19 protein-coding genes are annotated in these 20611 nt (G+C 46.0%); 3 read left to right on the top strand and 16 right to left on the bottom strand.

Annotation, left to right across the window (positions count from 1 at the left end; all coding sequences use genetic code 11):
• Positions 1 to 22 precede the first annotated feature (22 nt).
• From M1K58_RS22595 to M1K58_RS22565, 7 genes are all read right to left on the bottom strand, one after another.
• Positions 23 to 1660 carry a diguanylate cyclase gene (locus M1K58_RS22595; protein ID WP_256761150.1) on the bottom strand — a complete coding sequence of 546 codons (1638 nt, stop codon included), beginning with the start codon at positions 1658 to 1660 and terminating at the stop codon, positions 23 to 25.
• 190 nt (positions 1661 to 1850) lie between these two features.
• Entirely contained in the window at positions 1851 to 3947 is a 2097-nt protein-coding gene (locus tag M1K58_RS22590; protein WP_256761149.1) for an Ig-like domain-containing protein, read from the bottom strand.
• Between the two features lie 272 nt (positions 3948 to 4219).
• Positions 4220 to 5161, bottom strand: a complete 942-nt coding sequence (locus M1K58_RS22585) for a metallophosphoesterase family protein (RefSeq protein WP_256761148.1) — start codon at positions 5159 to 5161, stop codon at positions 4220 to 4222.
• 26 nt (positions 5162 to 5187) lie between these two features.
• A complete protein-coding gene (locus tag M1K58_RS22580) occupies positions 5188 to 5664 on the bottom strand; it encodes a DUF1904 family protein (protein ID WP_306220638.1) in 477 nt (158 codons plus the stop codon).
• 44 nt (positions 5665 to 5708) lie between these two features.
• Positions 5709 to 7013 (bottom strand): D-arabinono-1,4-lactone oxidase, encoded by a 1305-nt coding sequence (locus M1K58_RS22575; RefSeq protein ID WP_256761147.1) that lies wholly within the window; start codon positions 7011 to 7013, stop codon positions 5709 to 5711.
• On the bottom strand, positions 7010 to 8158 hold the full coding sequence (locus M1K58_RS22570; protein WP_256761146.1) for an amino acid deaminase/aldolase: 1149 nt from the start codon (positions 8156 to 8158) through the stop codon (positions 7010 to 7012). Before M1K58_RS22570 ends, M1K58_RS22575 begins: the two co-directional genes overlap by 4 nt.
• Before the next feature lie 77 nt (positions 8159 to 8235).
• Positions 8236 to 9645 (bottom strand): aldehyde dehydrogenase, encoded by a 1410-nt coding sequence (locus M1K58_RS22565; RefSeq protein WP_306220637.1) that lies wholly within the window; start codon positions 9643 to 9645, stop codon positions 8236 to 8238.
• 166 nt (positions 9646 to 9811) lie between these two features.
• On the opposite strand from M1K58_RS22565, the gene M1K58_RS22560 reads away from it, so the two are divergent.
• Positions 9812 to 10006: a hypothetical protein gene (locus tag M1K58_RS22560; protein WP_256761145.1), complete on the top strand. Its 195-nt coding sequence runs from the start codon at positions 9812 to 9814 to the stop codon at positions 10004 to 10006.
• A 30-nt stretch (positions 10007 to 10036) separates the two neighbouring features.
• Here the strand turns inward: M1K58_RS22560 and M1K58_RS22555 are convergent, their stop codons facing one another.
• The 4 genes from M1K58_RS22555 to M1K58_RS22540 form a co-directional block, all read right to left on the bottom strand.
• Entirely contained in the window at positions 10037 to 10837 is an 801-nt protein-coding gene (locus M1K58_RS22555; protein WP_256761144.1) for an ABC transporter permease, read from the bottom strand.
• Positions 10818 to 11597 (bottom strand): ABC transporter ATP-binding protein, encoded by a 780-nt coding sequence (locus M1K58_RS22550; protein WP_256761143.1) that lies wholly within the window; start codon positions 11595 to 11597, stop codon positions 10818 to 10820. Before M1K58_RS22550 ends, M1K58_RS22555 begins: the two co-directional genes overlap by 20 nt.
• 7 nt (positions 11598 to 11604) lie before the next feature.
• The gene (locus M1K58_RS22545; RefSeq protein WP_256761142.1) at positions 11605 to 12618 is read right to left on the bottom strand and encodes an ABC transporter substrate-binding protein; all 1014 of its coding nucleotides are present in this window, start codon (positions 12616 to 12618) and stop codon (positions 11605 to 11607) included.
• A gap of 216 nt (positions 12619 to 12834) precedes the next feature.
• A complete protein-coding gene (locus M1K58_RS22540; protein WP_256761141.1) occupies positions 12835 to 13491 on the bottom strand; it encodes a pentapeptide repeat-containing protein in 657 nt (218 codons plus the stop codon).
• Between the two features lie 154 nt (positions 13492 to 13645).
• On the opposite strand from M1K58_RS22540, the gene M1K58_RS22535 reads away from it, so the two are divergent.
• A complete protein-coding gene (locus M1K58_RS22535; protein ID WP_256761140.1) occupies positions 13646 to 14401 on the top strand; it encodes a YheC/YheD family protein in 756 nt (251 codons plus the stop codon).
• 72 nt (positions 14402 to 14473) lie between these two features.
• Here M1K58_RS22535 and trhA read toward each other — a convergent pair whose 3' ends face one another.
• Complete coding sequence (gene trhA / locus M1K58_RS22530; protein WP_256761139.1) at positions 14474 to 15112, bottom strand: PAQR family membrane homeostasis protein TrhA; 639 nt, start codon at positions 15110 to 15112, stop codon at positions 14474 to 14476.
• Between the two features lie 17 nt (positions 15113 to 15129).
• Complete coding sequence (locus M1K58_RS22525) at positions 15130 to 16716, bottom strand: bifunctional metallophosphatase/5'-nucleotidase (protein ID WP_256761138.1); 1587 nt, start codon at positions 16714 to 16716, stop codon at positions 15130 to 15132.
• Between the two features lie 162 nt (positions 16717 to 16878).
• On the opposite strand from M1K58_RS22525, the gene M1K58_RS22520 reads away from it, so the two are divergent.
• Positions 16879 to 17889 (top strand): phosphate/phosphite/phosphonate ABC transporter substrate-binding protein, encoded by a 1011-nt coding sequence (locus M1K58_RS22520; protein WP_256761137.1) that lies wholly within the window; start codon positions 16879 to 16881, stop codon positions 17887 to 17889.
• A gap of 76 nt (positions 17890 to 17965) precedes the next feature.
• Here M1K58_RS22520 and phnE (M1K58_RS22515) read toward each other — a convergent pair whose 3' ends face one another.
• The 3 genes from phnE (M1K58_RS22515) to phnC are packed head-to-tail and all read right to left on the bottom strand — an operon-like array spanning position 17966 to position 20353.
• Entirely contained in the window at positions 17966 to 18799 is an 834-nt protein-coding gene (gene phnE / locus M1K58_RS22515; protein WP_256761136.1) for a phosphonate ABC transporter, permease protein PhnE, read from the bottom strand.
• On the bottom strand, positions 18796 to 19608 hold the full coding sequence (gene phnE, locus M1K58_RS22510) for a phosphonate ABC transporter, permease protein PhnE (RefSeq protein ID WP_372339198.1): 813 nt from the start codon (positions 19606 to 19608) through the stop codon (positions 18796 to 18798). The genes phnE (M1K58_RS22515) and phnE (M1K58_RS22510) overlap by 4 nt, the downstream gene beginning before the upstream one ends.
• Positions 19568 to 20353 carry a phosphonate ABC transporter ATP-binding protein gene (gene phnC, locus M1K58_RS22505; protein ID WP_256761134.1) on the bottom strand — a complete coding sequence of 262 codons (786 nt, stop codon included), beginning with the start codon at positions 20351 to 20353 and terminating at the stop codon, positions 19568 to 19570. The genes phnE (M1K58_RS22510) and phnC overlap by 41 nt, the downstream gene beginning before the upstream one ends.
• Between the last annotated feature and the right edge of the window lie 258 nt (positions 20354 to 20611).

The raw sequence follows: 20611 nt of genomic DNA, 5'->3' as shown, positions 1-20611 counted from the left end.
GCTTATTGTTCTAACTGTGATGTTATTGTATAACCCTATGAGCCAGGCGTTCTACCCTAGACATTAATTCAGGCATTTGGAAGGGCTTTACGATATAATCATCTGCTCCATTCTGAAGAGCATGAACGATATCGGCTTGATTTGCTCTTGCTGTTAGCATCGCTACGATGATATTACGCTCGGGATAATTGCTGCGAATTCTATCCAGAACCTCTAATCCATCAATCGTTGGCATCGAACCATCCAATAAAATGATATATTTCTCCTGCTCCGAGTACCAATCTGAATTTAGGAATTCAATTCCGTCTACATAATCTTTGACACAAACCGTCATATTCTTGATCGGCTGCCAACGCACGAATTGTGATACCACCACGTCCCGTATAAGGGGATCATCATCTACGATAAGGATATTTAATCTATGCCCCATACTATTGCCTGCCATATGAGGGGAGAAAATAAGCGTACGATTTCTACCTGATTGTTTCCCAAGGTATAACGCTTGATCCGCTTCACCGACCATCTTCTCAATATGCGAGTTATCTTCCGTAATATCCGTTATCCCGGCCGTAAAGGTCACTTGAAAGGTTTGGCTATCCGATTCAAACACACGCAACGAAAGCTGCTTATGGATACGCTCCATCAGTTCCTTCGCTTGATGCTTGTCCGTATTAGGCAGAAGAAGGGCAAACTCCTCTCCTCCATAGCGACAGAACACATCTTCCTCACGTTTAGCCTCCTGTACAACTTGTGTGAAGCATTGGAGCACTTCATCTCCCTTAAGATGACCATAGGAATCATTAACCCGCTTGAAGTAATCCAGATCCATCATTACGATTGAGAATAGGCTTTGAGATCGTTGATAATGGGATATTAAATGTTTCATAACCCTATTGAAATGCTTGCGGTTATACGCACCTGTAAGCTCATCCACAACAATGGAATGCTCCCAATGCCGCTTCATCCGAAACCGATTATCTATCAGAGCTCCAAGAAGTTCAGAATCAATTGGCTTGGAGAAAAAATCCATCGCACCAAGGCGGTAGGCATGTATTTTATTCTCAGTGCTGTCCTTTATGCTAATTACAATAATAGGAATATGCGCTTGGTTAAACTTTTCCAGAATCTGTTTCAGGACCTGCAGCCCATTTCTATCTGGTAAAAATAAGTCGAGGATCAGCATATCCGGCTTCCAATCGTAAAACAGCTTTAATCCACGTTCAGCTGTCAAAGCGATATTCACAGAATACGATCTTTCCTCCAAAATTCCCTTTAAATAAGCAGCCAGCTCCGCATCGTCATCAATAATGAGAATCTTATTTTCCTTAATGCTTGAAGATTCTTCAGGCTGTATGACTAGAAAAGTGTTATCTGGTTGTGTGCTTTCCTCGGAAATGTCTGGGACAAAAGCCAATAAGGAATGTAATTCCTCTTTCCACTCGGAATGATTTAATTCCCGGAAGCCTTCATCCGAATAAAGCTGCAGCTTTTGCTCCGCAACCCTCTCCAGCTCCTTCATTCCTATCGTTCCGGCCGTACCTTTAAGATTGTGCAGGAATCGATAAACTTCCCTCTCCTCTACCGAAGCCCGGATCGACCACTCCTGAAAAGTCATCTTGATCCGCTGCTCTAGTAGTGCCTTATATTTATGTATCGACATTATGATCACCTAAGTCCTAAGGTATTAATGATTCATATTTTACACGAGTATTGGAAGAAATAAGAGCTAATTCTTCAATTTCTATTAGTATACGATCTTTTGCGACAAAAAGCCCTCTAACCCGCGTTTTTCACGGCTTAAAGGGCTTAACGTACAACATTCAACTCAAGTGAAACTGCATTCATTATTATTAAACGTTAAAGTACGCGATGTATGGATTTGATCCTTCCATCGTTTTCAGTCCATTCCATCCAGCAGCATCGGTAATTACATCTGGATTGAACTGCATCTGGTATCCGCTGTTCCCACGTAGCTCATCATTCAACGGAAGGATAATCTCGTTAACGACTTTTCCCTTTTCATTAAGTGCATCCCTATCGATATCCACTCTATTGCCATCATTATTCCATATCCGGAAAGCCCTTGCGCTAACATTCGTAACTGGTTCGCTGAAAATCACCTTGACTGAATTACGGCTAATGGCGATAACCTGCGTCACGTATGGACTCACATTGTCTGCATTTGTTCCTGCAAACACAGCTTGATTAGATCCATTGGAAGTCTCCAACCCCGATACCCCTGCGAGTGTTGCCGTATATACATGCCCGGTTTGGAACAAATTTGGATTACTCGACTTATTACGGTATTGCACGATAACCGTCCGATCGGTTCCCGGCTTCCGCTGAACATAAGAATCCCAGTCTGACATCGTTACTTTTTCACCATTGTCTGTGAGAGCTGTTAATTTCACATTCTTAACATCCGTATCGGATAAAGCCCGGTTAAAGGTGATCTCAATGGTATTCTTATTAATCGCAACTATACTTTGTAGAATAGCTTGTGTAACAGGGTTTGCTACAGCTCCGAACTTCCAGTTCGTCGAGGAATCCATCACATTGCCAGCAAGATCGGGTATTCCGCTAACCGTCAAAGTATAATAAACAGCATCCTGTTGAGGAGTCGTTCTCAAGGTTACGGTTTTACCATCACTATCCAAAGTCGCTTGAGTAACGACTAATCCTTTGTCGATGACATAATGATAAGTTTGGTTAGCATATTGGGGATCTACCTTTTCACTAAATTTGACGGTAACCAGAGCCGTGGTAACGTCGATTCTTACTTCGGATACTTTCGGTTTCGTATCATCATTGTTTCCCTGAATGTACAAATCATTACGTGTATCCATCACGTTTCCAGCTAAATCCTTAATGTTGCGGATCGTTAATTGATAGGTCCTGCCATCAGATTGCTCCGAGGTCGTAAACACCACCTTGCGCTGATCTGCCGAAAGCTGCAGAGTGCTCATCCTCAATCCGTTGCTAAATTGATAGTTAGATGAATGGGTTGCTGAATTTACCTCGACAGGTTCGGAGAATGTGATTTCATAAGTCTTATTAGGAAGTTTAACGGGTTGAGCTACAATCGTTGGTTTAGTCGCATCATCGCTTGCGGACACATAACTCCAAGTGATGCCGTCTATGGTCAATGTATGAACCACGCCTCCAGCTTGCCTATCAGTCCACAATACAATGGACATCCCATCTTGGCTTACCGTCGCTTGATATACATTGCGATTGTTTCCATACACATCCTTAAGGATAAACCTACTAGCTTCTAAGTTAGGATCAGAATAATTAATCCATTGCAGCAAATTCACTCTGACGGATTGGTTCGATATCTGCTCAATAGAGCGAACATGAAGCGGTTCAATGTTCATTTCGTCATAGACCGCATAGGCCGCTTCGACAAGTAATCCTCTAGTGGCATCAACCGTATAGTCGCTTAATCGGGGAATCAAATTGTGTTCCAACGCCAGGGAGACGGCTCCTCTTGCCCACTTGGACACTTTACCTGTAACCGGTGTTGTCCCCCCACCAGACAAACTATTGCTTCTTACGAATACTGCAGCTAACTGCTCTACCGTCACATTGTCCGCTGGAGAAAATAATCTTGTGTTTGTCCCGTTCATTAAGCCTGCACGAGAAACCATTTGAATCTCATTGTACGACCATCTCGTCTTCAACACATCGTCATAGCTCGGCGATGTTGCTTGTGTGGATAGCTCCAGCAATCGAAATAATACCACAGCCAACTGTTCACGAGTCATCGAATCATACAGTCGAGAGCTTCCATCTGTAAATCCAGTTATGATCTTCTTCTGCTTCAATACTTCATACTTCTGCTCAGTGGATAAATTAGACGATGCTCCCAAGGCTGTAAAGGGTACACTGATTAGCATCATGAAGGCTAACGTAACTGCAATAAAATTTCTCATCAAATTTCTCATCCCGCTACCTCCTCGTATCCCCCGCCTCTGGTTGGCTCGGTGTATGGTTGGCGGCTTATTGTATTTTGACGCAGATGAGATACGTTTTGTTTCGTTGATGAGCATTTTTTCAGAAATAAAGATACAAATGTGAGCAAGCTGTTTGAGTGGAGTATTGGAAAAAGGGGCGGTCATTTGGGAAACAAGCCAAATAGAGCGATGGTTTGTGCGAAAAAATTAGGAGTAGTACTACGCGGATTCGCCGCTACATGCGGCGTTCTTCCCATACAAATTTAAGCCCTGGAAAACCAATTCCGGGCATGCTTACGGGCTTTGCTTATTATTTTATCATTCGCAAGTCGAATCCAAGTCGTAAAGTCCTGCCCTTGACGAAGCTGGATCACCCGAGCGCCTCTCTGATAGAGCCATCTCCCATACGTGTTATAGCCGGTTGCTCTTCCGTAGCCTAATCTTACTCCGTGCAGCACACCCGTATAATCGTTGATATGGTCATGACCACAGAATGTCCCCATCACACCACCCGATTGCACCATCGCTGCGAACATTCCAGAATTCAGCTTAGGCGATTGTACCTTCTCGTACCTGTGACCGTAACAAGTGTTGTTGTTCCAAACTTCCCGATATTCCGGCAGCGGGATGTGGAAGAACACCAAGGCCGGAACTGGGGTGCTCCCATTGCCCTCCCGCAGCAAACGCGATTGCGCTTGATACCACTCCACTTGGCTTTGACGTATCCAGTCATATCCCCCCACTACAGAGTGATGCTCAGAATAACCCCCACTGTCGAGAAAATAGAGAGCTGCAGCCGTATTCCCCTCAGCGTTCGTTACTCTTACGATGAAGTTACCAACACCATCAATGTCCACTGGGCCTGATTCTGCAATCGTGCCCGCATGCTCCAGTTGGATATTCATCAGCTCTTCCTTGGTTACATTCTTCTCCGCGTCATGATTACCGAATATTGCCACCCACGGAATGCCACTCTTCTCCGCAACCGAGACCGCATCCTTATAAGCTTGCTTTGGGTCCTTGCAGCTTAAGCTCTCTATTACATCTCCCGTGAAGACGATAAGATCCGGCTGCTCTGCCTTAAGAACCCGCTCCATCAGCGCTCTCGTCTGTAAGTCTCGTGGCTCCCCATTTTTCCAATGCAAATCGGTAAACTGTACGATCTTGAACGTGCCATCCGAACGAAACTTTAGAGTTGTGGTCATGGCATACCTACCTCACAATCAGGAAGCTACTCTCTTAGCGCATCATATAACCTGCTAGACATGTGAGAGCTCGCTTGATTCGCTTGTAACGCTTTTCTAGACTTCTGCAGCTCATCCTTGAGACGCTGATTTTCGGTTTGCAGGGCTTGAATGATCCCTTCTGCGTTTGCCGCAGTAGATAGACTCACCCCGTTAGCATAATAACTCTCCGCTTCATAAATTCTGAAAGCGACCTCTAACTCGACAATGCCCAGCGAACGGATATGCTTATCGATACAAGCTGCGGCTTGGTCCCGCACACTCTGCCCCCGTTCAAACCAATTCACTTCAACAAAAGGATAAGATGGAACAGCTTCTCCATCGAAGCAAGCGGTCGTATGCAGGCATTCTAATAAAATATGATCAGGTGGACACTGGCATAAGACTGCGAGGTCCGCGACTAATGGTTTGCTAATGATCCGAATTTGTTCAGGGGAAACTCCCCGGATAAGTAGGTGAGGCATCTGTTTCAACACTCCTTCAATATATGAACCCGTTCATTCAATAATTAATGAATAAAGACACTCCGTAAATAAGGACTAAGGAAAATGCCGTTAGGGTCCAACTTCTCTCTCATCTCATTAAAGCTATCCCACTTAGGATAGGCAGCTCGCAGCTGCTCAGCCTTCAACGTATGCAGCTTTCCCCAGTGCGGCCGCCCGCCATACTTAAGGAAAATTCGTTCCATATCGGCAAAATACTTCTCATGCGGCATCCCTCGATACATATGGACGGCGATATAAGCCGAATCCCGCCCATACGCAGGACTGAGCCAGATGTTATCTCCTTTAGCAAAGCGGCACTCTACGGGAAAATGGACATTGTATTTCTCCTGTGCCATCCTATCCCGCATTTCGCGAATAACGACTTCCATTGCCTCAACCGGTAGATTGTACTCCATTTCATTAAAGCGAACAAGTCGCTTCGTGGCGTAGATCCTATGACTTTGTTCTATTTTACGGCTCGTAGGGACAACTGCCGCGCATAATCTACTCACTGACGCACTCAGTCGCGGAACCATTCTACACATGGAAGACAACATACCAAAGACACCATTCTCTAAAATAACGTCGCTCATATAACTGCTTATTTTACGCTCCGTAATCGGTTCTTCGGTTTCGTTCATGATTTTAAGCTGGCAAGGCTCCGCATACGGAAACCAATATAATTCAAAATTACGATGCTCGCTAGCGAGTGAAGAAAGCTGTTCCAAGCAAGCAGTGAGTGGCACTCTCGAGCTTTCGTAGCTGAGCTTGTAAGAGCGGCGAAGCCGGAGAGTTACCTTGACGATGACACCAAGCGCTCCTAACGATATTTGTAGCATCTTAAATAAATCAGGATGCGACCGTTCTGTACAATCCAGCACATCGCCGGTTCCCGTTACGACTGTGATGCCAACAACCTGCGTCGCAATATTTCCGAACTGCAAGCCTGTCCCGTGTGTTCCTGTACTGATTGCGCCCGCAATGGACTGTACATCAATATCTCCCAAGTTCTCCTGCGCTAAACCTTCCGCATGCAATAGCTCACCTAACGTCTTCAGCTTCGTCCCTGCCCAAACCGTAGCTGTAAGCGCTTCATTATTTACTTCTAATATTCCCTGCATTCGATCAAGCGATAACAAAACATCATTAGAAGCAGCAATTGCCGTAAACGAATGGCCTGAGCCTAACACTCGTAAGGATCTGCCCTCTCTACAGCATTGTTTGACCGCTTCGACAACTTCCTCCACGTGACTTGGATAAATAACCGTCCGTGGTCTTGCTTTGACAATTCCAGACCAGTTGCTCCACTTCCGCCCGCTCTTGATCATAAGAAGTTTTCCCCCGCACCCCTATAGGTTGAATATTCTCCAACGATGGAGCCATTCGAAATCACATGGAGACTATCGAATCTCTCGCACAGCTCTCCCGCCTTCGCATGTCTGAAAAATATGGGATCACCTAAAGATAGTGATTCTGGGGATGGACCGCGAATCGATAGAGGGGTTTGTACTTCTCCTGCACCTTCGAGTGCAAATAGCTCCAAGCCCTGCGGCAAATAGGGCTTCGGAAGCTTGGTCCTGTCTACGGCTCCCGAGGCGATATAACCACCACCCAAGCAAGTCACAATATTGTCCCGCGGCTTCCTCACAACCTCCACTGCAAATCCAGCCGCAGGCTGATATTCGAAGGACCGATAGTGATCAAATAGCGCGGGACAGTAGAAGCCTGAACCAGCAGTCAGCTCCGTGACTAGCTCTTCCTCCCGCGAGCTGCTCATACTCCCCGTTCCACCCGCATTGACGAAACGTAAGGGTACACCTAACGCTTGAATGTTCTGAACGATCGCTCCCCTGCGCTTAGCAACCTCGCGAATAGATCGGCGTTTCAAATAACGAATGACGTTATTTTTCAGTGTAGCACCCGGTACATGGTCGCCCACCCCCGCAATTTGAGCCTCATAGCCCATCACACCATCCAACCAGACCCAAGGGGATTGTACGATCCGCTCTACAACTGGACGAGTGTTATCCCAATTATGGAGGGGGGAGCGCCATACTCCGAACCGCAATCCCGGATAACTTGCTGACATATCAACGTCGAGACAGAGTGGAATCCGAATTCCACGTTCCATCGCGATCTGTTCCAACTGAATGACGTGCTCCGCACAATCCACCATGAATGTAATCAAATGGCCTTCTCCAATGAGATCCACTAGCGTCTGTATTCCTTTGGGCTCCCATGTCGGATAGCCGAGCAATAAATCCTTGAATCCGTTATTCGCCAAATAAGCAGCTTCCGCTGCCGTATAGCACATGACCCCTTGAAAAGTATCATCCGATCTGAGGATATGTCGAAGGACCTCTACTGACCGGATCGATTTGCTGGCTACTCGAACCTTTTTATTTCCTGCTGCCCGAGCAATATCTCGAATGTTACGATCAAGCAGATCGAGATCTAAGTATGCGAAAGGCATCGGGACTTGTGCAAAAATACTCTTATAGGTTTCGTAATCGGGAGTAAGGATAAGATCGTCGCCCTCTCATCATCGATTTAGCGAAGCAGCTTGCGAATGATAGCCAATCCCCACTTAGACGTGGGATAACGGAATGGAATATCGAATAAGTTCGATTGCTTGAGAATCCCTTTATAATGCGAGAAAGCCTTGAAGCCATGCTCACCATGATAGCTTCCAATTCCGCTAGTCCCTATCCCTCCGAAAGGAAGATATGATGTAGCAAGGTGCATAATTGTATCGTTGATGCATCCGCCACCGAACGGGATTCGACCTATGATTTCTTGCTGAAACTCGGGGCTACCAGAGAATACATACAACGCTAACGGCTTCGGACTCGCTTGCACCGTAGCATAAATATCTTCGGTCTGTTCGTACTCTATGAAGGGCATAATCGGCCCAAAAATTTCCTCCTGCATGACTCTGGCTTGAAGGGATACTCCCTCCAAAAACGTGGGTGCAATTTTGCAAGCAGCTTCGTCTATTTGTCCCCCATAAGCGACATGACCGACATTATCATCGTGTAAATAGGATACGAGCCTGTGGAAGTGACGTTCGTTCACGATTTTACCGTATGCAGGGTTAAGGATCGGCTCTTTACCATAGAAATCCTCAACTACAGAAGCCATCTTGCTCAGAAGCTGCTGCTTTACTGCTTTGTGGACGATCAAATAATCCGGTGCTACGCAAGTCTGTCCTGCGTTCGTCAGCTTGCCGAATACGATCCGTCTTGCTGCAAGCTCGATATTCGCATCCTTGTGAACGATGCATGGGCTTTTCCCACCCAGCTCCAGTGTTACAGGTATTAACTTCTTAGCAGCCGCCTCCATCACAATACGACCAACCTGCGGGCTCCCTGTGAAGAAGAAATGATCAAACGGTTGCTTCAGAAGCTCCGTCGTTACATCCGCTCCTCCTTCGATGAGCGCAACAAATTCTGGCCTGAAAACCTCACCAATAAGCGCAGCTAATACGCGAGAGGTAGCCGGAGCCATTTCCGAAGGCTTCAGCATCATCGTGTTGCCCGCAGCAATCGCAGCGACAACCGGCGCTAGCATTAAATAGATAGGGTAGTTCCAAGGTCCAATAATTAACGTCGTACCTAGGGGTTCCGGAACAATTTGACTACTAGCTCCAAAGTGGGATAGCGGAGTTCGAACCCGCTTCGGCTTTGCCCAGCGACGAACGCGGCTTAAGGCTACACGAATTTCTTTCAATACAAGACCAATTTCAGTCGAGTATGCCTCAAGCTCGGACTTGTTCAAATCCTGCTTAAGCGCTGCCAACAATTGTGGCTCATATTGATGGATGGCGTTCCGAAGCTTATGTAGTTGCCCCTTACGGAATGCAATCGATCTTGTGGCTCCGCTCCGATAATAGGATTGTAGTCGGTTGACTTTAGCATCTAATGGATCAGCGATTACTGCTGGTGTTATCTCATCGTTCAATGGGTATGCTCCTTCATTGGCTTTAAGCCTAAATAAGCCATCCGGTCACTAATTGAATTATCTAGGTAAATAGACCCTGATGTAAAGAGTTTTCTGACAATTTCTCTATTGCATACATACAATAGCTTGCGTTATGATCGTTGTAAATCTGGAGGTGTCCAAAGATATGGGAATGTCAAAATCAAAGCAACGAAGAAGTAAGCTTGAGAGGTCAGGCCTTAATAACCCGGAAATAAGCCGTAATCAGTGGCATCGCAAGCCACACACCCAAGTTGTACAGAATAAGAAAGCAGAGCAGCGCCGAACGCATTGCCGCCTTAAAGGCAACCGCGACGGCGCTGATTTATTTATTGCAGGATAGTCTGTGTTGCCAATCCGCTTATCAGTCCACTTATGCCTCATAATTGTATTTTTTCCTCGCAAACCTCTCCAATATAGTCACGAAACCATACAGGATCACAGATAGAAGTGCCAGCATCATTATGCTTACCATAACCAAGTTCATCTGGAATACTTGACCTCCGTAAATAATTAAGTACCCAAGCCCCGCCTTAGAAGATAGAAACTCTCCCATGACAACCCCTACAAGTGTCAAACCCACATTTACTTTTAGCGTAGCAATAAAATGTGGAACACTTGCCGGCAGGAGAACCATTCTAAGCATTTGAACCTTCGTTGCACCGAATGACTCCATTAGCTTAAGCTTCGTCTTACTAATTTCCCTAAATCCGCTCTCCACCATAATGATGGTTACGATAACGGAAATTGCTACCGCCATACCATAAATCGAATATCGATCGCCTAGCCATATATAGAATATCGGACCTAACGCGACCTTAGGAAGCGCATTAAGTACGATAATGTAAGGTTCAAGTACTTTCGAGGCGAAGGTTGACCACCAGAAGAGAATCGCGATGGCCGTACCTAGCAGCATTGAAATGAAGATACCTACGAGTGTTTCCCAACTGGACGTCCACGTGTGCCTAAACAGGCTTCCTTCAAAAGCTAATTCACGGAAGGAAGACCACAGCTGAGACGGTTTACTCGTGAGCATCGGATCGATCCATTTCCATCTCGCCGCAAGCTCCCACAATCCAAAGAACACCACAAGAACCGACAATCGTGATAAAGTGACCAAACGCAATCTGCGTTTCTGGATTCTGAGATAGTTGTCATATAGAGGGGACGACATGCTCCTCCAGCTCCTTCCAGATTGCGTTGAAATAATGTTTATATCGCGTGGCCTCCCGCTTCTTCCATGGAGACAGATCTGTACCTTCGTCAAATTGGATCTCATGTACTGTCGATATCGTGCTTGGGCGCTTCGACATGACCATAACCCGGTCCGCCATGCTGATGGCCTCGGATAAATCGTGGGTAACCAGAACAGCCGTCTTCCCTTGATCCTTAATAATGTGGAACACTTCTTCCGATAACGTCAGACGCGTCTGATAATCTAAGGCGGAGAACGGTTCATCTAAGAGAAGAATATCGGGCTCTGCGACTAATGTGCGAATAAGGGCAACCCGTTGACGCATCCCCCCGGAAAGCTGCGTTGGACTATGATGTGCGAACCCCCCTAGACCATAGCGCTCAAGCAGCTCGAGTGCCTTCTGCTTCGCTTTAGCCCGATCCATCCTGCGAATTTCCGCTCCGACCATTAAATTACTGAGCACATCCCGCCATTCGAACAGGTGATCATGCTGAAGCATGTAGCCTACTTTTGGGGATGTGCCCTGAACCTCTAAGCTGTCGATCATGATTTTCCCTTTTGTAGGCTTAAGCATCCCAGAGATTAGGGAGAGCAGCGTGCTTTTACCGCAGCCGCTCGGCCCTACGATGCTTATAAATTCGCCATGCTTAATGGCAAGATTAATCTCCTGCAGCGCCTCAGTCTCTTGCTTTAGAGTAAAGTAACTCAACCCAACGTCTTTCAGCTCGATTTGTGCCATAAGCTCATCAATCCGTGTTCTTACTATTTTTCACAAAGCTCATGTCCACGACATCTTCCATCTTAGCTACTTTGTCAGCTGCCTTCAGTACACCATTTTCTATGAGCACGTTTTGGAGCGTCTCGAATTGCTCCTTCGTCAGTTCCGGGTTCGTTGACCAAGTTCCTTGCTTCATATAGCGATCTACGGATTGAAGAATAAGATCTCTACTCGTTCCCTCGAAGAACGGAAGCAGGGCATCCGCGATTTCGTCTTGAGAAGCGCTATTCAACCACTCCGTCCCTTTGGCGACGGCATTCGAAAACTTCTGAATAATGTCCTTATTGTTTTTAATATAGTCGGAGGTTGCGACGTAGGAAGTCTCTGGGAATGCCCCGAATGCTTCTCCCATGGAAGCAACATAGTATGCTTTGCCACTTTGAACTAATGTAGAAGCAACGGGTTCGAATAACTGGATGAAGTCTCCCTGCCCACTCGTGAACGCGCCGGCCATAGCTGGGGCAGCCAGATTCGTGATCACTTCGACATCCTTGACTTGCTCCTTAAGCAATGTCGAGTTCATAACCATTTGTGGTGCACTTCCCGGTCTCCAGCCAATGACGGTTTTCCCTTGCAGATCACTCCATTTGAAATTATCGAGCTTCTCGCGAGATAACAGGAATGAGCCGTCCTTCGAAGTAAGCTGGTGGAACACCTTAAGTGTCTTATCTCCTTTTTGGTTGTAAATATAAATACTCGTCTCTGGTCCGACCAAGGAAATGTCTGCAGTCCCTGCGATCAGAGCAGCAGCTCCCTTATCCGAGCCTTGGGATGTATTCATATCCACGTTCAGTCCTTGCTCCTTAAAGAACCCTTGCGACATCGCTACATAATGGGGTGCGTAAAAAATAGAACGAATAACCTCCGAAAATTTAACATTAGCTAGCTTATCTGGATCCTTCTTATTGTTGCCGCAAGCGGCGGTCAGAATGATCAGCAGCGTGGCTAACAGTAACAAAGCCGGTTTTCTCATCCTCTTCATGATAATTCCCCTCTCAGATTGCTCCTATTTTTTTGAACCATACGACCAAGCATAACCGGCTTCCTCCGTCCTTAGGGATGGCGGAAGAACGATTATGTCGGAGACGATTCAGAAAAGTATGGCGAATTTTATACTTTCTGAATCGTAAAAAAGCCTTGAATAGGTATTATCCTATTCAAAGCTTAGGCTACGTGTTCTCCTATTGTGCTGGACCAGCTACTCTTTAATCACGACACCTAGTAGATAAGCGAAGCCCTGAACCTGATCTGGGCCAATGACACATCCTTGCAAGTCTTCCAAAGTCACTCCGATACTTAGAAATTCGCATGTACTTAGGTCGATTCCCGACAGCTTCGCCCCTGAGAATTGCGCTTGCTCCAGCTTTGATTCTAAGAACTCTATTTTGGAAAATACCGCTTGATAATAATCCGCCTTCTCGAGGTTACACTGGCGAAAGCTAATGTATTTCATATCGGCGAATCGATAAACCGAGTATTGTCCGTAGCATTCATCGAACTTCACATTACGCATCGTTGTCGTAGATAGATCAAATCCGAGCATTTTACAATTGTTGAATTCTACTCGGTGTAGGATAGCATCGCGGAAATTAACATTGGAAAGGTCACAACGGTTGAAGACAACGTCGGTCAATTCTGCTCTCTCCAGATTGATTTGATCGAAAACAATGTTCTCGAACACAATGCAGTCGAAGCTGACTTTGTCCGCGGTTTGATTCGCTATCGTCCCTTGAGTAAATCGACCGTTCTCGAAAATCTGTTTGTCTTGCATATCGTAATCCTCAATATTTAGTAATTCTAGTCGTTCTGGTATTCTTGGCGCTTCCACAATACTTTTTTCTTTTTTCGTTGCCATATTTCGAAACCTCCGTTTGCAAAATGGATAATGAAAAGGACTCGCCCTAAGCCGCTTCGATAGCCGCGGATGCTCAATATGCTACAGAGTAGGCAAAGGCTGTGACAAGCTTTCGCTTGTATGCATAAGATTGAAATATAGGGAGGTCTTTGTGATGAAATATAAGAGTAGCTCAATCAAAAGCAAATGGCTAAAAACCAAATGGCTATTAAAGCAACCCGATTTACGTAAATATGTCCCTACGACTATGCAGTTTAATAGAGCAAACTTGCAAGCTATGCTTTCCAAAAATTCAACCACTTATTTCAAGCCTACCGGCGGTTCTGGCGGATTTAACATTATTCGCATTACAACAGAATCCAAAGGGTACAAAACCAAACTCGGAGCAGTGAAATCTTATTTCTCTAATTCGGACCAATTATATCACTACTTAAATCGTTTTTCTAAAAAAAGATCATACCTCTTACAAAAAGGAATCCATTTAGCTACAACCCATGGAGACCCCTTCGATATCCGGGTAATGGTCCAGAAGACGAACGAAGGAAAGTGGGTTAGCACTGCCCTTTTCACGAAAATCGGAAAGCCGGGAAAGGTTGCCACGAACTATAATCAAGGCGGGAAAGTCGGCTTTTTTCACCCTACGATGTCTGGAACCAAATACTCTACAGCCTCGATTCAACGAATAGAAGCACAGTTAAAACATTTAGGAGTATCGGTAGGAAAAAACTTTGATCGCCATATTAATGGTTTTAGGGAGCTGGGATTGGACGTTGCTCTCGACTCAAGAGGGAATGCTTGGATTCTGGAAGTCAATACAAGGCCCCAATTTTACCCCTTAAAGAAGATGAGGGACCAGAAGTTATATCGAAAAATTGTTTCTTATGCTCGACAGTATGGGAGAACGAAGTAATAAAGCGCGCGCAGCTCCTTGCGCGCGTTTTTGGCATTTGCATGCGAAAATGAGGTCAGTCGGAAAGGCACATTACAGCACGTACAGTAAAATCGCGAAGAAGTGCATAACCGATCCTGCGACAACGAACAGATGCCATACGGCATGATGGTACGGGAAGCCACGCCAAATATAGAACACGGAGCCAACCGTATACAAAAGTCCACCGATAATAAGCAGACGGATCCCTTCAGGCACTAGCAATGCATGAAGCGGCTTCCAAGCGAACACGATAAGCCATCCCATCAACACATAGAACAACGTGGACAGCACCAAATATTTTTTCGTGAAGAAGGCTTTGAACACGACCCCCGCAATCGCGAGCCCCCACACGATCCCGAACAAGGTCCACCCCAGCGGACTTCGCAAAGTAACGAGCAATAATGGAGTATAAGTCCCCGCAATAAACAAATAGATACACGAATGATCGAACGTCTCGAACAAATCCTTAACCTTGCCCTCCGGAAATGAATGCACGAGCGTCGAAGCCGTATAGAGCAGCAGCATCGTCACGCCGAAAATCGTAAAGCTCACGACATGCCAGGCTGTTCCTTCTATACTAGCAAATACGATTAACACCACGAGCCCAGCAATACTGAGCAATGTTCCGATTCCGTGCGTAATCGCATTAGCGATCTCTTCCCTCTTCGTATACACATGCGTATCTGCCATTGTTATGCCACCTTCCGTTAGCTGTAGACTTTCCAATTGCCATTCGCTCGAGCATGAACGAGGCCCTGCTTCGTTAAGTATTCCGCAATCATCTCCGTCATGTCAACCGTGACCTCCCGAACAATCGGTTTATCGCGAAACATCCGGTAGTTACCGCCTCCCGAAGCACGATAGTGATTCATGACGACTTCAAACTCACCTTCTGGATCTATCGGTTGCCTCTTGTACCTCAGTTCCTCAATCCGACTTCCAATTGGACGAGACACATTGATCACATACTCAATGCCTTCCCACATGTCGTAATTGTAATGTTGGGGCTTCGGATAGAGATATGATGGATTAACGATGATCGTCCCGTCGTCCGTACAATCGAAATAAGCTGCGGTCCATTCCAACGCCTCGCGGATGTCCCTTCCACTCAGACGCAATACCTTCAGCGTATTCGGAAACGGATAATTAGCCGTTACTTCCCGCATCGATACCTGAGGCCCGAAGCCTGGGGCTAAATTATCAAACAACGAAGTACATGAGATCTCTGCATTCGAAGCTTCCATTTGTATGAGGTTAATCAGCTCGATTAAAGGATGCTCTTCCAGCCGAGCCTTCATATGATCAATGACTAACATTTCGCCCCTAACCTCGCAAAGCGGCTGATCAAGCCAACTCTGGGTGTTGTTCTCGCAGCTTTGGATTCTCGCAACCAACGCCGGATCCGCTTGCATTTCTTGCGCTTCTTGTAGCCTCGCATGACTGTCCATTAAAAACCACGCGCCATGTCCGTCCCTTTGTAAACTTAGATCGACCTGGGCTAGACAAGCTCCTTGGTACCCTGGCTGCACAACCAACGTATTTCCGATCCGTACCCCTTCAATTCGTTGATGCTGGTGTCCGGTTAAGAGAACGTCAATACCTTCGACCTCGTGACAGAGTCGCCAGCCTTCATTTTCTCCCGTCTGCTCTTCGTTTGGCTCGCCCGTTAGGATGTCACGTTCAAATCCCCCGTGATAAGAAACGATAATGATGTCTGCACCCTCATTTTGTTTGAGGTAGGGTACCCATTTCTTAGCTGCACTTACCACTGAATCGAACAACAGTCCCGAAATGTTAGCCGGCTGCTCCCAATGAGGAATATAGGAGGTTGTTAACCCGAGAAGACCCATCTTAGCCCCACCAGGTAAAGTAAATATCCGATAAGGGCAACCGAAATACGGCTCATTCGTTTCTTGAGAAAGCACGTTAGCCGACAGCCAAGGATAATCAGACTGTCCCCATGCCCGGTTAATGAATCGAAGACCGTAGTTGAATTCATGATTGCCCGGGATAAAAGCGTCTAGCCGTATTTGGTTCATGATATCTACGATCGGATGACTCGTCGATTGATCCAAGCAGGCGTGATAATAAGCAAACGGAGTCCCTTGTAGCAAATCCCCATTATCGATAACGAGAACATGCTCCTTTTCCTGACGTGTCTGATCAATTCGTGTAGCTAATTTTAATAGTCCGTAATCTGTTGCTTCATTATCAACGTACCGAATTGGCATGAGGTGCCCATGAATATCGCTCGTTGCGAGAATCGTTACTTGAATCGTATCGAAATCCTTCATTTCTATCGTCTTCCTTTCCGGTCTCTATTCCTTTGTAAACTAAAGATTTTACAATTGTTGCTTTAGATTTAATATTTAACTTCATTTAACAAAATATTTCGATGGTAGATTAAGGCTTGTAGTACCCAATCTTGCCCATAGAAAGAGGAGGAGACAGAAATTATGCTTAACCATTTGCCGAAATTCCGTTTCATGCTCATCATCTCCATCGTACTACTGATCATCGCAGGGTGCGGCAACAAGAACAACAGCTCGAACGCAAGCGTGGAGCCATCTGCTTCAAGCGCAAGTCCAAGTGAAAGCGTACAAGCCTCTCCAAGTCCAGAAGCTAGCCCAAGTCCGAAAGAAACAGGTTATGTGCCTACTGAGTTAACAGTGCAATTCGTTCCATCTCAGAATGCGGAAACACTGGAAGCTAAGGCTAAGCCGCTTGAGAAGCTGCTGACGGATGCACTCGGCATTCCTGTAAAAGTGAGCGTGTCCACGGACTACAATACGATTATCGAGGCAATGCAGTCCAAGAAGGTTGACGTGGGCTTCCTGCCACCTAACACTTATGTACAAGCGAAAGAAATGGGAGCAGCCGAAGTTATCCTGCAAGCGCAACGGTTTGGTGTAAACGACGCTGACGGAACTCCAACAACAGAATTGGCCGACAGCTACAAATCAATGATCATCGTCAAAGCTGATTCCGATATCAAAACGTTAGCCGATCTGAAAGGCAAACGAATCGCTTGGCAAAGCGCAACCTCTTCGGCTGGTTTTGTCTATCCTGCTGTAGAACTGAAAAAGGCAGGTATCGATCCTAATACAGACGTCACTGGCATTGAATTGAAAGGTCATGACAAAGGCGTATTAGCCGTACTTAATGGGGATGCGGACGCAGCTGCGATCTTCCAAGATGCTCGTAATATCGTTATTAAAGACGTTCCCGACATTTTCGAGAAAACAAGAGTTCTTCACTTCACCATTCCGATTCCTAACGATACGATTTCCGTCCGTTCCGATATGAGCAAAGAATGGATTACTAAGATCCAGGATGCATTTATTAGCCTTGGCACGAACGAAGAAAGCCGTAAAATTATTTTTGAAATTTACTCCCATCAAGGCTACGCGAAGAGCGATGACAGCAAGTTTGATTCCGTTCGCGAGTATGCCAGCTTCTTGAAATAAAAGATTGCTGACAAACAAGCCGGACGGTCTGAGGCCCAACTTATGGGTTCAGACCGTCCGGTTTTTAGAATGGAGGCTAGGATTTACCTTGTACTAACCTTTTCCTGAGTGTTCCCGATATCCAATCGATGACCGTCACTAATATAATAATTCCAAGCAATATGATACCCACCCTGTTCCATGACCGTCCTTCTAAGGCGAAGATTAAAGGTGTTCCAATCCCACCGGCCCCTACTGCGCCGAGTATGGCTGCTGAGCGAACGTTAATTTCTAGACGAAATAAGGCGAAAGACAGATAAGAAGGAATCGCCTGAGGTACGATAGCAAACCAGATAGACTGCAGTCGGTTCGCTCCACACGCTTTTAACGCTTCAGAAGGGCCCATATCCATATCCTCGATAGCTTCCGCGTTCAGCTTACCCAGCATCCCAATCGAATTGATTGCGATCGTTAGCACACCAGCGAAGGCACCCGGTCCAACTGCCTTAATAAAAATAATTGCCATAATGATTTCCGGAAAAGTTCGAATGAGGCTTAGAGTAAAGGTTGATATACCCGAGAAAAGCCTCGTTTTGACCAAGTTACGTGACGCCCATAACGCAAATGGAATCGTTAGAAACACGGAAATAGTCGTACCCAGCAAGGCGATCGCAAGGGTTTCCCACAACCCCCTCAGCAAGTCTTCTCCCTCGGCTATATATACATAGTTCCAATCCGGATGAAACAATCCTCGGAAAACAGCCTTGGTAATTTGCCAAGCCGTTTCTTTGATTCCCGTAAACGGAATACCCGTGAAAGCCCAAATATATATTCCTACAATGGCTGCGGTTAACAGCCATACTTTCACACGGATATAGAAGGGTTTGGGAGGCTGAGGGATATCGACTGAAGATATGTTGTTATTGTTCATATAAGCTTCCCCCTAATCCTAGTGCTGATCGCATCAATAACGAGGACAATCGCGAGGGTAAGCAAAATAATGATTACGGTTTGATCGTACCGGAACATTCCGAGCGTCCGGTTCAAATAAATCCCGATTCCTCCGGCCCCCACGATTCCAAGAATGGCTGCAGCTCTGATGTTAATCTCAAACATATACATAACAAATCCAACGAATTGTGCGATGACTTGTGGGATAACCCCGAAGTAAATCCATTGCAGCTTGTTCGCGCCGACAGCGGTCATTGCTTCTAGCGGACCGTTATCTATCGTCTCAATTGCTTCATAAGCCCACTTGGACAAAATCCCGAACGAGAAAAAAATTAATGCAAGTGTTCCTGCTAGCGGCCCATAACCAACTACGGCTGCAAAAAGCGCGGCAAAAAGTAAATCCGGAATCGTGCGGCACAAATTGAGGATAACTCTAGCTGGAGTCCGCAGGGTCCATGATTTAGTCACATTACCAGCCGCAAAGAAAACGATTGGCAAAGCGAATAACGCCCCGAAGGTCGTACCCAAAATAGCCATTTGTATTGTCTCCACCATTGGCTTAATGACCACCTGAAAATACGACCAGTCCGGAGGGAACATTTTCGCGAAAAACTTGCCCATTTCTGGAATCCCATAGAATAGCTCTCCGAAGGACACCTCTGTCTGTCTTGCACTCAACCAAAGAAGTACCAAAAACAAAATAAGCGTCATCCATTTCTTCAAGCTTGCAGCAGGCTTAATTGGGTAATCATGAGATGGCTTCAAATGCGCTGCCTCCCAACCGCTCATCCGCCGCTACCGGACGACCATAGATGGCGGAGAACACTTCATCCGTAGCTTCAGCTGCGGTTCCATCGAACACAATCTCCCCTGCACGAACACCGATGATTCGGGTCGCATACTCTCGAGCTAGATCGATGAAATGGAGGTTCACGACAGTCGTGATTCCCATCTCCCGGTTAATTCTCTGTAAATCATCCATCACCTGACGCGTCGTCAATGGATCAAGGGAAGCGACAGGCTCATCAGCTAGAATGATTTTGGCTTCTTGAGCGAGCGCTCTAGCGATAGAGACCCGTTGTTGTTGGCCCCCTGACAGTTGGTCGGCCCGTTGATAAGCCTTTTCCAGCATATTGACCCGCTTCAGTGCGCTGAAGGCCAGCTCCATGTCGTGTTTCGGGAATAGACCCAGCATCGTTCTTAACGTTGAATGATAGCCTACTCTACCTGCCAGCACATTACGAAGAACAGATGATCGTTTGACTAGATTAAAGCTTTGGAAGATCATACCGATGCTCCGACGCATAACTCTGAGCTGGCGCCCTTGCGCTACAGTAATCGACTTTCCTTCTATTCGAATTTCTCCCGATGTGATCTCGTGAAGTCGGTTAATCGATCGGAGCAGCGTAGATTTTCCTGCGCCTGACAAACCGACAATAACAACGAACTCCCCCGACTGGATCGTCAAGTTGATGTTGTTCAGCCCCACCGTACCTCCGGGATACACTTTACTTACCTGCTTGAATTCAATCATCTGCCAACCTCCGTTGCTAATGCTGTCCGAGTATGTTGAATGCATTTGTTCAATGATTCATATTCAGTAGTTCGGCATCATTCGGAGCATTCCTATTGCTCTGAAAAATTTAACATTTAATTTACATTTTTGATTCATGGATTACATTTTACTAACATTGTCTGAGGGTAAATCTTGAACTCGGTTAACAATAGTCTGCAACCTAACTTGCCCCTCATTTATAAATGCAACAAAAAAAACGCTTAAATGACCTTAAGT

This window comes from Cohnella sp. WQ 127256 (genome assembly GCF_024519285.1).
Classification (GTDB): Bacteria; Bacillota; Bacilli; order Paenibacillales; family Paenibacillaceae; genus Cohnella.
Note: the sequence above shows the minus strand (reverse complement) of the source record. Positions and strands in the feature narration are given on the sequence as shown.